This is a genomic window from Vibrio sp. Sgm 5, from assembly GCF_026241575.1.
Taxonomy (GTDB): Bacteria; Pseudomonadota; Gammaproteobacteria; order Enterobacterales; family Vibrionaceae; genus Vibrio; species Vibrio jasicida.
In genome coordinates this window covers 101,238-115,798 of record NZ_JAPHPY010000010.1, presented here as the reverse complement: position 1 = coordinate 115,798, position 14,561 = coordinate 101,238, and the positions used below count along the sequence as shown (strand labels likewise).

The following is a 14,561-nucleotide window of genomic DNA, read 5'->3' as shown; positions in this document are numbered from 1 at the left end:
CCGCGGAACAACGAATTTAAAGTTATCAAGGATAGGATAAATGAAATATTCAATCTCTCGACAATTTGAAAAAAACCGAGAACTTCAAGCAGACAATTTTGTGTTGGTTTATCAAATGGGCAAAGTAGGTTCGTCCTCAATTGAACACACGTTAGGTGAACGAAAAATCCCGAGTTACCATATTCATACTTTTGATGATCATGAAGAATTCCACATGTATCACAACAAAAAGGACGTAAGTAAGTTCTTTGATTTTAAGAACCGCACCATGTACCGCCTAGTACTCAACAAGCGTAAGCGCATTCTACAAAAGCGTGAACATATTAAGATCGTTACGCTAGTTCGAGATCCTATCGCGACAGTATTTTCTCGTTTTTTCCAAGACTTACACCTCCAATTTATTGAAGGGAAGAAAAATGATGCCATCCATCGAGATATGGATGTTACGTATAAGCACATCGAACATTGTTTCGATAACTACATCAATCTTAACTACTTTGCTAACTGGTTTGATAACGAACTGAAGCGCAATTTCAATATTGATGTTTTACGTCAAGATATTGATAACACGAAACCGTTCTATACATTCGACAATGAGAAAGCGAGTGTCATTCTGATCAAATGTGAGCAACTTAGCTCTCTAGACCAAGAAATCGGTGAGTTTCTTCAGCTTGACAAATTCGTGCTTAAAAACAGCAACGAAGCAAAAAACAAATGGTACTCCAATATCCACCAATACTTTAAAGAACGTTACGATTTCTCAAAGCTTTTCTATATGTATGACCTCCCTTTATACCGCCACGTTTACTCTGAGCAAGAGCGCGAAGCATTCAAAAATAAATGGAAGCAAACACCAGGGACAAAGTCATAATGAAAAAAGTACTACATATTACCGAAGCGTTCGGTGGTGGTGTTCAAACAGCGCTATACAGTTATGTACATTCCTCCCGCGCCGAGCCTTACGAACACTCCTTACTTGCTCGTGCACGCTCAAACGACATGACTAATGAATCCAGTAATCACGTATTCAAGCAAACAAAGTGGGTTGAAGGTGGCTTATGGCAGTTTATGAAAGACGCCAATGCGCTTATTGCTGAATTAAAGCCAGACATTGTTCATTTGCATTCAAGCAAAGCCGGCTTCCTCGGGCGATTCTTGAAACTTGGTCGTTCTCGTCTCGTCTACACGCCACATTGCTATGCATTTGAACGTGAAGATATTTCAAATTTTTCCCGCAACCTCTACAAAACGTTAGAAAAAATATCACTCAATAAGATCGATGTTGTAGCAGGTTGCAGTCAAAGAGAATGCGACCTCGCAGTAAGTATCGGAGCTAAACGTGCGGAACTACTGAATAACTACGTCACTTATAACAGTGAAACACGCGCTAGAAGCCCACAAAAAGACAAGCTAAAACTTGTTGTGCTCGGTCGTGTTGCACCTCAAAAAGACCCTCAGTTTTTGATTGAAACTCTCGCCTCCCTAGAACCAAACCACCTAAACCGAGAGTTCGACATCACTTGGATTGGTGGTGGTGATATTGAGCTCGAAGATCAACTACGTGAGATAGGGATAACGGTCACTGGAATGATTCCACGAAATGAAGTGGTCAACTTGCTAAAAAGTTCAGATATGTATCTGCATACCGCTGCTTGGGAAGGCATGCCTTTGACCATTTTGGAAGCGGCAAAATTACACCTACCTATGGTCATTCGATCAATCGGTGCTACTAAAGATCTTAATTATCCATTCTTAGCACAAACCCCTCAAGACATGGCGAAGCAGCTGACACACTGCATTAATCATTACCATGACATTGACTTCAACCAGTACACGGTCGGTTTAAATGAAGCGTTCAGTGAAGAGAAGCAACGCTTAGCGCTAAACAGTATCTACAGCTAAGGTTTTTTATGCTTCAATCGATTAATCAAAAACTTCAAAACTTGCCAAGTGACAAAAAGCAATTTTTCTCACTTGGTGCTGCAACGGCGATAGTGAAAGCCCTCGCCGCTTTCTTCGCTTTCTTGTTGACCCTCGTGGTTTCAAGATATTCAAACACGACCACATCGGGTCAGTTTTTTTATCTGTTTAACCTTGTCTCATTAGTCGCAATCATTGCTCAGCTCGGTTTTAATATTTCGTTAGTAAAATTCAACGCAATCGCATTTAAAAATCAAAACCGTCACGAGCAGAGTAACAATTACCGAATCGCACTTGCCCGCAGCTTGCTCTTTTGTGTCGCCGTTTGTTCTTTGCTATATCTAGCCTTTACAACATTTCCTGAACAACTCAATACGACTCAAGCCTCGAATTTCTCTTTAGCGCTTGCCATTATTGCGATTCCTCTTCTCGTTATTGGCCAAACCAACAGTCGCGTCCTACAAGCATCAAGAAAAGTCATTACTTCTCTGATTGCATTGCAGCTTGGCGTAAGCTTTCTAATGGTGGCTTTGATTATCTTTGCCAAAGACGTTTATCCAATCAGTACCGACGTGCTAATGGTGTTGTTTTTAGTCGCTACCACCGTAGTCGCTATCCATTCAACATTAAAATGGCTTCGCTCAGGTGAATACCAACACGGAAGTACCAAACATAATCCGGAACTTACCTATTCAGCAAATCAAGTTTGGGTTGGCAGTATTTTCACTAACCTCGTTCAGTGGGGAAGCCTCGTCATTGCGGGCTTTTTTATTTCGACGTCAGATCTCGGTTTACTTGCAGCAGCACAAAGAACCTCATTGTTGATTGGCTTTGTTCTTGTCACCATCAACTTTGTTGTTGCGCCTATGTTTGCCTCACTCTACAAAGAGGGCAAAATGGACCGACTACGCAATCTAAGCCGCCTTGCATGTCGAGCAAACATTGGGGCTGCGATTCTCCCCGTCATCATTTGTGTGTTATTCCCTGAATTCATCATGCAACTGTTTGGTAAAGAGTTTATTGCTGCTGCACCTCTATTATTGGCCTTATCTCTGGGGCAATTGATTAATGTCGCGACGGGTTCCGTTGGTTTCTTACTGTTAATGAGCGGCCATGAAAAGACCATGAAATACATCACCATTGTCTCTGGTGTTATTTCCATTGCGCTACTGATTTTACTTTCAAACGGTTACGGCGTTCTGGGGGCTGCATGGGCTATGGCGATAGGGTTAGCCATTCAAAACTTGGCGGCTCTTTATTTTGTTAAACGTCATCTAGGCTTCTTTCCTGTGGGGTAAATATGACCAATACAATTGCTCGACTAAGTTTCGCTGCGGTACTGTTGTTGACGGTGTCTTTATCACTTTGGAAAAGCTCAGATATAGACCACAGCGTTTATCAAGAACTGGAGAGCTATGTGGGCGGCTCCAGTACATTACACTTTACGTTCAGTCTTTTAATCGGATTTCTCGCCGTATTTAATTTCCCTAAATGGGTAAGCGCAACAAAAGCGGACATGTTTGGCATCCGCCTTCTTATATTATTGCTTTGCATTGTATCGTTAGAAGAGCTCAGCCAGTTGTTTATCGCCACTCGTTCATTCGGTTTTGAAGATCTTAGTACTAACTGGATAGGTATTATCTTGGGCTATTTCTGTGCCAAGTTTATAAAGCTCTTTGCTAATCATTAGCTTTTTAGGCCTATTCATCACTCTAAAATGACAAACTTCACGCCTGTCCTCCACAGGCGTTATACTCTCTCTATCCTTTCTCCATTCTGTACAGCGCCTTGATTTTAAAAAGAACACTTTCTCGAATTGCATTCAAATCCGCTATTGCCTTAGTTGCTGCGCTCTTGTGCCTAACACAAGTACAAGCACAGGAAGACAAACTCACCGTCATCAACAGTTATATCGACGATCTCTTCACATACAACAAAGCCATGGGCAGCTTCACTATTTTGGATAAAGGTAACGTGGTGTTGGACAAACAAACTGGTTACTCAAACCGTAAAGTTGGTTTATTAGCCAGCCGTGGTTATGTTCCTGCAGACAGCTCAAGCCCATACAAAGTGGCATCTATCTCCAAAACCATGACGGCTACCATGGTGATGCAGTTAATTGAAGCAAATAAGCTTAGTTTGAACACCAAACTGAACGACTTCTTTCCTGAGATTAGCAACGCTGAGAACATCAGCATCAGAGATTTGCTCCAACACCGCTCTGGGTTGGTGAACTTTATTGATGAACCCGACTTTCTGAGTTACTACACAAAGCCTCAAACGCAAGCACAAATGATTGCGAGATTGGCAGCGCTACCCTCTAACTTTCCACCAGGCAGTCAATATGAATACTCAAACGCAAATTACCTTTTGCTAGGCTATATCATTGAAAAAGTGACGGGAAAGAGCTTTGACGAGGTACTCCGCGCTCAAATCACGCAACCATTGAACTTAACGCACACTCAGTATTGCCTTGATCTCAAGGCGTGCGATATTCACATTACGTCTTTCTATTACTGGAACAACGCATGGGTGGCAATAACACCGCACTGGTCGCCAACCGTAACAGGTGCAGCGGCGAGCGTTACGTCAACAACACTCGATGTTTCTCGGTTTATTCGGGCACTGTTCCAAGGTGAGTTGCTCCCGAAAGAAGCAGTGCAAATGATGTTGAAGGAGTATTTTGGTATTTACAGCCCTGAATACTCGCAACTGGAACGCTATGGGCACAATGGCCTCTTGGAAGGTTATCGCTCGTCAATGCTGTACTTCCCCAAACAAGATGTTGCGATAGTCATCTCAATCAACGGACTTCATGAAACTTATGACGACATTGTGAGAAATATTATCGGTTTATACTTTGACGAGAAGGTTGAACAGCCAGATTATGACCGCCCAAACATGACAATGAATGAAGGGCAACTTAAGGCCTTCACTGGAACATACAAAGCCTTGGATTACAAAAAGGTAGTAGAGGTGTTCATTGATGATGGAGCATTAAAAGCTCAGATGGTAGGTCAACCTTCATTTACTTTTATTCCAATGACGGAAAACGAGTTCGAGAACAAAGCTTTCGGCATCATTTTAACCTTCAGCCCTGTCAAAAATGAACAGGGAAAGACCAATAACGTTAAAGCGAAAATTGGCAATCATACTGAGACCTACTACCGGTTGCGCTCCTCGAAATAGAGACTCATCGCAGGTTTCCTCGGTTAGCACTTTTTTGGATATTTTTCTTAGAGGGCGAGATATACTCTCGCCCTATTACATTAATATGAGCATCGGTTATGCCTTCACATCCAACTAAAATCACCTTCTTTGAATTCCTAACACCACTTATCACTGCGGGTAAAAAGACAATCACGATTCGTGATGAATCAGAAAGCCACTACGTGCCAAACACTGAAGTGGAAGTGTTCACCCTAGAAACAGACCGCAAGGTGTGTGACATCAAAATCCTATCAGTGGCACCACTGAAGTTTGATGACATCAACGAGTTCCACGCAGAACAAGAAGCGATTGAACTGCCAAAACTGAAAGAGCTTATTCGCGAGATCTATCCGAATATCGATGAGCTGTATGTGATTGAATACGAACTGATCAAGTAAGAACCACAATTTACTAGACGACTGGTCTAATCGCTTTTATAGTATTGCTCATGAACGCAAAAACGAACGATACACGCCAACACATTCTCGATGTCGGCTACCAATTGGTAGTGACCAAAGGTTTTACGAGCGTTGGGCTCTCAGAACTTTTAAAGGCAGCGGATGTGCCGAAAGGCTCTTTCTACCATTACTTTAAGTCGAAAGAGCAATTTGGTGAGGCATTGATTGAAGATTACTTCTCTCGCTACCTTAAGATGATCACAGCCCACTTTACTGAAAGTGAAGGCTCTGGTTGCGACCGCCTTTTGAGCTATTTCGAACGCTGGATGGCGATTGAAAATGGCCAATGTAACGCCAACAAATGCTTGGTCGTGAAATTGAGTGCTGAAGTCTCTGATCTTTCAGAAGCAATGCGCGTAAAACTGGCTTCGGGTGCGACTCAAGTGGTGAAAGCCATCGAAGATTGTGTCCAAGCGGGCATTGAAGACGGCTCAATCCAAGTTGAGTCAGCAGAACAAACCGCCCTCTTGATTTACCATCAATGGATTGGCGCAAGCTTACTCAACAAACTGTATCAGGATCGTTCCGGTTTAATGCGTAGCTTTGAGAGCACTCAAAGTATGCTAAAAGGCAAATAACGAACCACACTTAATCCGCCTTATCTTTACCCAAAAAGTACGGCGGATTTTTTAGGAATCAAAACTAGACGACTGGTCTAATAATTAATATAGGAACTTACCATGACCCAAACGCTCAACCGTCAAATCGTATTGGCTAACCGTCCAAAAGGTTCACCTGTCCCAGAGAACTTCCGTTTAGAACAAACTGCCATCCCTAGTCCGAGTGAAGGTGAAGTGCTTTTACGTAGCGTGTACCTGTCTCTTGACCCATATATGCGCGGCCGTATGAATGAAGGCAAATCCTACGCTGATCCTGTAGAGCTAAACGATGTGATGGTTGGCGGAACCGTTTGTCAGGTGGTGGAATCGAAGAACTCTGACTTCCACACTGGCGAATGGGTGGTAGCTTACACAGGCTGGCAAGATTACGCGCTATCTAACGGCGAAGGTCTGTTTAAATTAGGCAGCGAGCCGACACATCCGTCTTATGCCCTCGGTGTGCTTGGTATGCCTGGCTTTACCGCTTATGTGGGTTTATTGGAAATTGGTCAGCCTAAAGCTGGCGATACCCTAGTTGTCGCAGCTGCAACTGGTGCGGTTGGTTCTATGGTTGGTCAAATCGGTAAGCTAAAAGGTTGTCGTGTAATCGGTGTCGCAGGCGGCGCAGAGAAGTGTCAGTACGCAAAAGAGACCCTAGGCTTTGATGAATGCCTTGATCACACCGCAGATGACTTTGCAGAGCAACTAGCAGCAACATGCGACAAAGGTATTGATGTCTACTTTGAAAACGTAGGCGGTAAAGTCTTTGATGCCGTGTTACCTCTGCTAAATGTCGGCGCTCGCGTGCCACTTTGTGGTTTGATTTCTCAATACAACGCGACAGCATTACCAGAAGGTCCAGATCGTATGTCGATGCTGATGGGCAACATTCTGGTTAAACGCATCAAGATGCAAGGCTTCATCATTTTTGACCACTACGAGCAAAGCTACACAAACTTTGTCAAAGATGTAAGCCAATGGCTAGCAGAAGGCAAAATCCACTATCGCGAACATCTAGTAGAAGGTTTAGAAAACGCGCCAGAGGCATTCATCGGTCTACTGGAAGGTAAAAACTTCGGCAAGCTTGTTATTCAAACTAATCAACCTATATAAGAAAGGATTCCTCTATGATTAAACTGCATCACCTAAACCAGTCTCGCTCAAAACGCATCATTTGGTTGTTAGAAGAATTGGGTGTGGATTATGAGATCGTGCCTTACCTTCGTGACAGCGTCACCTTCCTTGCACCACCTGAGCTCAAGAGCATTCACCCACTCGGCAAGTCACCTGTATTGGAAGATGGCGACGAGATCGTTACAGAGTCTGGTGCTATCACTGAATACTTAATTGAAAAGTATGCAGATGGACGTTTTGCACCAGAGCGTGGCAGCAAAGCTTACACACAGTACATTCAATGGCTGCATTTTGCAGAGAGCTCAGCCATGGTTCCCCTGCTGCTCAAGATGTTTGTAGCTAAAGATGGCGCACAGACCAATTTCCTTGCGGACTACGCCGATGCGGAAACCATGAAAGTCATGAGCTACGTTGATCAAAGCCTAGAAGGGAAAACCTACTTTGTAGAAGAGCGGCTAACAGGCGCGGATTTCATGATGTCTTTTGTCGTCGATATCCTAAACAAGTTTGGCGTCATTGAGCGCTTCCCAAACATCCAACGTTATGGCGCACAGCTCGCGACTCACCCTGCGTTTACTAAAGCAGAAGAACTTGAAGTGAAATTCGGTTAATCGAGTTGAGGCCTTCTCAAACCGTTGAGAATTTCTGTCTATTTCAAGGATCTTTGAAATAGACAGAAATCATTCACACTAAACATGCCTGAATACCATTTATAATCCACACGACAAATAATGTTAATTGACACAAAGCCATTAATTAACAACCACTTAAAGCATAGGTGACACCTATCACACTGATTGCTAATAACAGTTTTTTTCTTCTCAATTACAGCGTTATTCTCCTCGCATAACTTTCGGATTCATCCAAAAGACAAGATTTATTATCACTATTGCAAGGAAATTCAAATGAGCAAGAAATTGACTACAGCAGCAGGTTGCCCTGTCGCACATAACCAAAACGTTATGACTGCAGGTCCTCGTGGCCCTCAACTATTACAAGACGTTTGGTTCCTTGAAAAATTGGCACACTTTGACCGCGAAGTGATCCCTGAGCGTCGTATGCACGCAAAAGGTTCTGGTGCTTACGGTACGTTCACAGTAACGCACGACATCACAAAATACACTCGCGCTAAAATCTTCTCTGACATCGGCAAAAAAACAGAACTATTCACTCGCTTCACTACTGTAGCTGGTGAGCGCGGTGCAGCAGACGCAGAACGCGATATCCGTGGTTTCGCACTAAAATTCTACACTGAAGAAGGTAACTGGGACTTGGTTGGTAACAACACACCAGTATTCTTCCTACGTGACCCACTAAAATTCCCAGACCTAAACCACGCAGTAAAACGCGACCCTCGCACTAACATGCGTAGCTCTACAAACAACTGGGATTTCTGGACATCACTACCAGAAGCATTCCACCAAGTGACTATCGTAATGAGTGACCGTGGTATCCCAGCTTCTTACCGTCATATGCATGGTTTTGGTAGCCACACATTCAGCTTCATCAACGCAGAAAACGAGCGTTACTGGGTGAAATTCCACTTCAAAACTCAGCAAGGCATCAAAAACCTAACTGACCAAGAAGCAGAAGTAATCGTAGGTAAAGACCGCGAAAGCCATCACCGTGACCTTTACGAAGCGATTGAGCGTCAAGACTTCCCTAAATGGAAGATGTACGTACAGATCATGCCTGAGCTAGAAGCGGATGAAGTCAACTTCAACCCATTCGACCTAACACGTGTATGGTCTCAAAAAGATTACCCGCTGATCCCAGTTGGTGAGTTCGAACTGAACCGTAACCCAGAAAACTTCTACGCAGAAGTTGAGCAATCAGCGTTCAACCCAGCAGCAGTAGTACCTGGTATCGGCTTCTCTCCAGATAAGATGCTACAAGGTCGTTTATTCGCTTACGGCGATGCTCAACGTTACCGTCTAGGTGTGAACCATCATCAAATCCCAGTGAACGCACCTCGTTGCCCTGTTCACAGCTACCACCGCGATGGCGCAATGCGCGTTGATGGCAACTTTGGTTCAACACTAGGTTACGAGCCAAACTACAAACAAGAATGGGCAGAGCAACCAGATTACTCTGAGCCACCTCTACGCATCAACGGCAACGCTGATCACTACGATCACCGTATAGACGAAGACTACTTCAGCCAAGCGGGTGACCTATTCCGTCTGATGAGTGAAGAGCAACGTCAAACTCTGTTCGACAACACAGCTCGCGCAATGGACGGTGTGCCAGAGTTCATCCAACAGCGCCACGTTCAACACGCATACCAAGCGGACGAAGCGTACGGCAAAGGTCTTGAGATTGCGCTAGGCTTAAACAAGTAAGCGAACGCGGTAATCATCACACTGTGTGATTAAAAGACATAAAAAAGGAGGTGCCCAACAGCACCTCCTGATTTCAAATCACTAATCCTTAATCACTAGCCACAACCAATGCTCAAGGAGATTCATTATGATTAACTTAGATTTCTTTAAGCTCTTTGATACCAAAGAACTGTTTATCTATTACTGATTCATCAACTACTGATTTTTAGCTACCGCTTTGATCAGTACTGATGTATCCATGCGACCTAAACCATCACGTTGAAGGTCTGCATACTGCTCATCCACTTTCTTAGTCAGTGGAAGTTCTAGACCCACTCGCTCTGCTTCTTGTAGACAGAAACCCAAGTCTTTGCGCATCCAATCAATAGCGAAGCCAAAATCGAACTTGTCTTCCGCCATGGTATTTGCGCGGTTTTCCATCTGCCAAGAACCTGCAGCGCCATGCTTCAACGTTTCTACAACTTGAGCGATGTCCAAGCCTGATTTTTGTGCCAGCAGCAAAGCTTCACTCAGACCTTGCAAGACACCACCAATACAGATTTGGTTTACCATCTTACAACGTTGACCCTGACCGTTTTCACCCAGTAGCGTCATCTGCTTCGCGTACACATCCATCGCTGGAGACACACGATCAAAAATGTTTTGTTCACCACCACACATGATGGTTAGAACACCATTTTCTGCGCCCGCTTGACCACCAGAAACTGGCGCATCAATGAAGTGATTGCCGTATTTAACACACGCTTCAGCCAGCTCAACCGCTAGGTCTGCAGAAGTCGTCGTGTGGTCCACTAACACTGCATCCGCTTTCAAGCCAACCAGAATGCCTTCTTCACCGTAAACAACGCTACGAACATCATCATCATTACCCACACAGGTAAAAACGATGTCACAGCCTTCTGCCGCTTCTCGTGGTGTTTCACAAGCCACACCTTGGTATTCTTCAGCCCACTTGTCGGCTTTCGCTTTTGTGCGGTTGTATACTTTGGTTTCATAGCCCGCTTTACTTAGGTAACCAGCCATTGGGTATCCCATCACACCCAGACCAATAAATGCTACTCTTAGTTTTTCCATTGCAAGCCTCCTTGAATTCGAAATAAGTGACGTTTTGAAACTATTTACTATTTAAAACAGTTAATATTTGAAACATGTTACTAAAGATTTCAGAACATTACTTGCAATAATTTCGTCTTAAATAAGCGCAACAAACTCAATCAAAGGCGAAGCCACCAAAAGTGATAATAAAAGCGTCACAATAGACGGAATCGCATCTTTCCAAGTATCAAAACGAAAATGGAAAAACATCGCACTAACTGAGGTGAAAACAATAAAACTTGCACCTATCGCACTTAACAAGTTGTTCGCCGATAACAAGCCAATTAACATCAAAATTGCACCCGTCACCTCAACCAGTCCAACCAAAAACATAGCGGCACGGTTCAATCCATATTTATGGAAGAAAGCGAGCTGAGGCTCAAAAATCGGCTTCACCCAACCAATGATTTTGATAGAACTGGCAAACAAGAAAAACGCGATTAACAACCCTTGAATAAACACCATAATTTTAACTCCCAAACAAATGATGGAAGTATTAAAGCATTCCACTTAAAACTTAAGGAGAGTAGTATTTAGCTACTTATCATTCCAAATAGGAATGCGTCATGGATAAATTTGATTGTTTGAAAGTCTTTTCTCGTGTCGCTCAGTTAGGTTCATTTACTGCCGCGGCTAACGAACTCAATACCACTCAGAGTGCGGTGAGCAAGAAGATCGCTTGGCTTGAGAATGAAGTCGGTATCACCTTGTTTCATCGTCATGCTCGCGCTATCAGCTTAACTTCTGGTGGAAAACAATATCTCGAGCTGGCGCAGACACTCACAGAACAAATGGATTCCTTCGAGTCGCAGCTTAGACGAGAGCAAGCGTCGGTCTCTGGCGAGCTCAAGCTTTCAGTGCCGAGTGCGTTTAGCGTTCGCTTGTTATCTGCGCCACTGAATGAGTTTCTCAACCAACATCCGGAGCTCAGTGTTGATGTGTCGGTTTCAGACAAGTTTGTCGATTTAGTTGAAGGCAATGTTGATATCGCGATTCGTGCCGCCTACCTAAAAGACTCGGGTTTAAAAGCGCGTTGGTTGATGGATAACGAATTGGTTTACTTCGCGTCTCCCAGTTACCTCGACAAGAACAAATCTATTCATACCGCTAACGATTTGAGCAAACATCTTTGTTTAACCTACTCACTCTCTAATCCATCTAACTTGTGGCGTTTCAGCGATGGTGATGAAGCAATTAAAGTCAAAGTGAAAGAACAGGTTCGAAGTGATAGTCCTGAGATGTTGGTGCAAATGGCGAAGCTTGGGCAAGGCATCGCTGCAATGCCAAAATGGATGGTAGAACAAGAGCTTAACAATGGTGAGTTAATTCAAGTATTAACGCAATATCAATCAGTTAAGCTACCAATGTACATGGTTTACAAAGATAGTGAGTACCAACCTCAGCGCATTCGCACTTTTATTGATTTCTTGGTTAAGCACTTTTCTCAGGGCTAAAAAAAGCTCCATCAAAAATGATGGAGCTAACTAGCAGATAGCCTTAGTGGGATTATCCCCAAGTGACTTCAATATGCAGTATTCAGAGCTTGGTCACTGACTCGAGTTCGAGGAAAACATCGCAGCGTAATAGTGATCTATTTCCAAGGTGTTTGACAAAGAAATCGCTTCAGTGACAAGCTCCCGAAGGGCGAGTTGATTTGGTTTGCATACTTTGTTAACGATTTTTGATTTAGCACCACTAGAACTTCAAATCGTTGCCTCGTCTGAAAACCAAATCATTCTCGCTGAACCATGCATATCGAGGTTACTTGGGGATATGTACTTAAGGGATTCTTTTCGCCTGCAACAGTGCTGCGGCATTGAGCATCGCGTCTTTAGTGCTGACATCCAGCACCTTCATTTTTCTAAATCGCTCCGGCTCTTTGATGGCTACATCGTGAGCGAAGATAACAAACCTCGCCTTGTCGATATCTTTGTCAGTGATTCGGTTAATGATGCCGTTCGCCCCTTGTGTTTCAACCTTGATCTTAATGCCTAACGCACAGGCGGCTTTCTCTAATGACTTCGCCGCTAAGAAGGTATGCGCCACACCTGATGGACAAGATGTCACGGCAAGAATGTCTGCCTCACCCTCACCTTGCACAGACGTATAAGCTTGAGATTGACCAACCGGACTGTCGTCTTCTGTTACCGTCTTCTTAAGCGCAATGACAATCAATGCTGTGGTAAACGAGCCTGCGATTGTGCCAACTATGTAGCCAATCTTGCCGTCCACAACTGGCAGCACAATCCAGCCGCCCCACGGTGCATGGTTAATGACATGGAACATAAACCCAATCACGTTACCGACGATACCACCAGCAACAATCGCAGGCAGTACGCGAGCTGGGTCACCGGCAGCAAACGGAATCGCCCCTTCACTGATGCCAATCATGCCCATGATGCCCGCGGCTTTACCCGCCTCACGTTCATCACGTTTAAATTTACTTGGCGATAGGAAAGTCGCTAACGCCATGCCCAGAGGCGGAGTACAGATCGCAATACCGACACCACCCATTAGCCACGGCTGAGTATTCACTTGAGTCTGAGCAAACAAAGTCGCCACTTTGTTGATAGGGCCACCCATGTCAAACGCAGTCATTGCGCCTAGTACGGTGCCCAACATCACTTTGCCAGAGCCCGCCATACCTGTGAGCACATCGTTCATGGTCGTCATTGCGCTGGCGATAGGTGAACCAATCACCCACATCACTGCGCCACAGGTGACAAACGTACCAACTAGGGGGTAGATAAAGATCGAGCCAAGCGAACTCATGCTGTCCGGCAACTGAATCTTCTTTAGTAACCAAACCACAAAGCCGGCGAAAAAACCGACCACAATCGCGCCCAAGAAGCCGGTGTTGTAGTGACTAACCGCAATCCATGAGCCAATCATACCCGGAGCCAGACCCGGCTTATCCGCAATCGAATAGGCAATGTAACCACCCAATACCGCGGTAAACAGCGTCAAGCCTGCTATCCCCATCTCAGCGATATCTGCCAGAATCCCCTCTTCCGGAACACCTCCATGACCTGAAATCATCACAGACAGAGACAGCAATACGCCGCCCGCGACAATAAACGGAATCATATGAGAGGTGCCAAACAGTAAGTGTTCTTTCATTCTGCCGAGCTTTTGCGCCCAAGGGCTGAGTGGCTCAGATGCAAACTCTAAAGGATCGATACCAGAGTCATTCGTGTTCGATTGAATATCAGTAAGTAGCTCGCGCGCTTCCTCCACCGACTCCGCCGCTTTTAACTTGTTAACGAAACCATCTTCAATGATTTTGGTGGAAATTTGTGCCAAGACTTCGATGTGGTGATGGTCATCCCCATCCGGAGAAGCCAGCATAAAAAATACGTCAGACAGTTCGCCGTCATCGGCACCGTAATCAATCCCTTTTCGGCTGATGCCCACTGCGACTGCGGGTTTAGCGACCGCATTACTTTTGGCGTGAGGAATGGCAATACCCTCGTCAAAGCCGGTATTGTCAATCTCTTCTCGTTTCCAAATGTCCGCCAAGAACTGACTTTTGCTAGTGAGCTTGCCCGCCGCGTCCAACAATTCGACGAGCTCTTTGAGCGCTTCATCTTTGGTTTGAGCCTGCAAATCCAAGCAAATGGTTTCCGGCTCAATAAGGTTTAATATGTCCATTGTTTGTACCTTGCAATGTTCACGCTCGAGAGTCATGAGTTATTTGTTCCATCTATGACTGTGTACAGAGTAACCAACACTCGTCCTTTCCAATACAGGACAAAAAGTGCATTAACTGGATTAATGTAACATGAGATTTAAACTGTGATAGA

General features: G+C 44.4%; 14 protein-coding genes. 11 read left to right on the top strand and 3 right to left on the bottom strand.

What is annotated here, in order from left to right:
• Window positions 1-40: 40 nt before the first annotated feature.
• The 10 genes from OQJ86_RS08200 (at window position 41) to OQJ86_RS08155 (ending at window position 9,663) form a co-directional block, all read left to right on the top strand.
• On the top strand, window positions 41-871 hold the full coding sequence (locus tag OQJ86_RS08200) for a putative capsular polysaccharide synthesis family protein (protein WP_038867197.1): 831 nt from the start codon (window positions 41-43) through the stop codon (window positions 869-871).
• Entirely contained in the window at window positions 871-1,902 is a 1,032-nt protein-coding gene (locus OQJ86_RS08195) for a glycosyltransferase (RefSeq protein WP_038867196.1), read from the top strand. The genes OQJ86_RS08200 and OQJ86_RS08195 overlap by 1 nt, the downstream gene beginning before the upstream one ends.
• 8 nt (window positions 1,903-1,910) lie before the next feature.
• Entirely contained in the window at window positions 1,911-3,218 is a 1,308-nt protein-coding gene (locus OQJ86_RS08190; protein WP_038867194.1) for an oligosaccharide flippase family protein, read from the top strand.
• A 2-nt stretch (window positions 3,219-3,220) separates the two neighbouring features.
• On the top strand, window positions 3,221-3,610 hold the full coding sequence (locus OQJ86_RS08185; protein ID WP_038867193.1) for a VanZ family protein: 390 nt from the start codon (window positions 3,221-3,223) through the stop codon (window positions 3,608-3,610).
• A gap of 98 nt (window positions 3,611-3,708) precedes the next feature.
• On the top strand, window positions 3,709-5,109 hold the full coding sequence (locus OQJ86_RS08180; RefSeq protein WP_265987444.1) for a serine hydrolase domain-containing protein: 1,401 nt from the start codon (window positions 3,709-3,711) through the stop codon (window positions 5,107-5,109).
• Between the two features lie 98 nt (window positions 5,110-5,207).
• The gene (gene yqfB / locus OQJ86_RS08175) at window positions 5,208-5,528 is read left to right on the top strand and encodes a N(4)-acetylcytidine aminohydrolase (protein ID WP_038867188.1); all 321 of its coding nucleotides are present in this window, start codon (window positions 5,208-5,210) and stop codon (window positions 5,526-5,528) included.
• Between the two features lie 50 nt (window positions 5,529-5,578).
• A complete protein-coding gene (locus OQJ86_RS08170) occupies window positions 5,579-6,166 on the top strand; it encodes a TetR/AcrR family transcriptional regulator (protein WP_038867186.1) in 588 nt (195 codons plus the stop codon).
• A 102-nt stretch (window positions 6,167-6,268) separates the two neighbouring features.
• Window positions 6,269-7,300 carry an NADP-dependent oxidoreductase gene (locus OQJ86_RS08165; RefSeq protein ID WP_038867184.1) on the top strand — a complete coding sequence of 344 codons (1,032 nt, stop codon included), beginning with the start codon at window positions 6,269-6,271 and terminating at the stop codon, window positions 7,298-7,300.
• 14 nt (window positions 7,301-7,314) lie between these two features.
• Window positions 7,315-7,932 (top strand): glutathione S-transferase family protein, encoded by a 618-nt coding sequence (locus OQJ86_RS08160; protein ID WP_038867181.1) that lies wholly within the window; start codon window positions 7,315-7,317, stop codon window positions 7,930-7,932.
• 294 nt (window positions 7,933-8,226) lie between these two features.
• Window positions 8,227-9,663 (top strand): catalase, encoded by a 1,437-nt coding sequence (locus OQJ86_RS08155; protein ID WP_038870422.1) that lies wholly within the window; start codon window positions 8,227-8,229, stop codon window positions 9,661-9,663.
• A 195-nt stretch (window positions 9,664-9,858) separates the two neighbouring features.
• Here OQJ86_RS08155 and OQJ86_RS08150 read toward each other — a convergent pair whose 3' ends face one another.
• Entirely contained in the window at window positions 9,859-10,737 is an 879-nt protein-coding gene (locus tag OQJ86_RS08150; RefSeq protein ID WP_038870421.1) for an NAD(P)-dependent oxidoreductase, read from the bottom strand.
• 117 nt (window positions 10,738-10,854) lie between these two features.
• The gene (locus OQJ86_RS08145) at window positions 10,855-11,223 is read right to left on the bottom strand and encodes a DoxX family protein (protein WP_038870419.1); all 369 of its coding nucleotides are present in this window, start codon (window positions 11,221-11,223) and stop codon (window positions 10,855-10,857) included.
• Between the two features lie 101 nt (window positions 11,224-11,324).
• On the opposite strand from OQJ86_RS08145, the gene OQJ86_RS08140 reads away from it, so the two are divergent.
• On the top strand, window positions 11,325-12,212 hold the full coding sequence (locus tag OQJ86_RS08140; protein ID WP_038870417.1) for a LysR family transcriptional regulator: 888 nt from the start codon (window positions 11,325-11,327) through the stop codon (window positions 12,210-12,212).
• 325 nt (window positions 12,213-12,537) lie between these two features.
• Here OQJ86_RS08140 and OQJ86_RS08135 read toward each other — a convergent pair whose 3' ends face one another.
• The gene (locus tag OQJ86_RS08135; protein ID WP_265987443.1) at window positions 12,538-14,409 is read right to left on the bottom strand and encodes a fructose-specific PTS transporter subunit EIIC; all 1,872 of its coding nucleotides are present in this window, start codon (window positions 14,407-14,409) and stop codon (window positions 12,538-12,540) included.
• Between the last annotated feature and the right edge of the window lie 152 nt (window positions 14,410-14,561).

Excerpts from the sequence above, each read along its gene's own strand:
- OQJ86_RS08190 (WP_038867194.1), top strand. The coding sequence starts at position 1,911 with ATGCTTCAATCGATTAATCAAAAACTTCAAAACTTGCCAAGTGACAAA.
- yqfB (WP_038867188.1), top strand. The coding sequence starts at position 5,208 with ATGCCTTCACATCCAACTAAAATCACCTTCTTTGAATTCCTAACACCA.
- OQJ86_RS08165 (WP_038867184.1), top strand. The coding sequence starts at position 6,269 with ATGACCCAAACGCTCAACCGTCAAATCGTATTGGCTAACCGTCCAAAA.
- OQJ86_RS08160 (WP_038867181.1), top strand. The coding sequence starts at position 7,315 with ATGATTAAACTGCATCACCTAAACCAGTCTCGCTCAAAACGCATCATT.
- OQJ86_RS08170 (WP_038867186.1), top strand. The coding sequence starts at position 5,579 with ATGAACGCAAAAACGAACGATACACGCCAACACATTCTCGATGTCGGC.
- OQJ86_RS08200 (WP_038867197.1), top strand. The coding sequence starts at position 41 with ATGAAATATTCAATCTCTCGACAATTTGAAAAAAACCGAGAACTTCAA.
- OQJ86_RS08195 (WP_038867196.1), top strand. The coding sequence starts at position 871 with ATGAAAAAAGTACTACATATTACCGAAGCGTTCGGTGGTGGTGTTCAA.
- OQJ86_RS08145 (WP_038870419.1), bottom strand. The coding sequence starts at position 11,223 with ATGGTGTTTATTCAAGGGTTGTTAATCGCGTTTTTCTTGTTTGCCAGT.
- OQJ86_RS08140 (WP_038870417.1), top strand. The coding sequence starts at position 11,325 with ATGGATAAATTTGATTGTTTGAAAGTCTTTTCTCGTGTCGCTCAGTTA.
- OQJ86_RS08150 (WP_038870421.1), bottom strand. The coding sequence starts at position 10,737 with ATGGAAAAACTAAGAGTAGCATTTATTGGTCTGGGTGTGATGGGATAC.
- OQJ86_RS08135 (WP_265987443.1), bottom strand. The coding sequence starts at position 14,409 with ATGGACATATTAAACCTTATTGAGCCGGAAACCATTTGCTTGGATTTG.
- OQJ86_RS08185 (WP_038867193.1), top strand. The coding sequence starts at position 3,221 with ATGACCAATACAATTGCTCGACTAAGTTTCGCTGCGGTACTGTTGTTG.
- OQJ86_RS08155 (WP_038870422.1), top strand. The coding sequence starts at position 8,227 with ATGAGCAAGAAATTGACTACAGCAGCAGGTTGCCCTGTCGCACATAAC.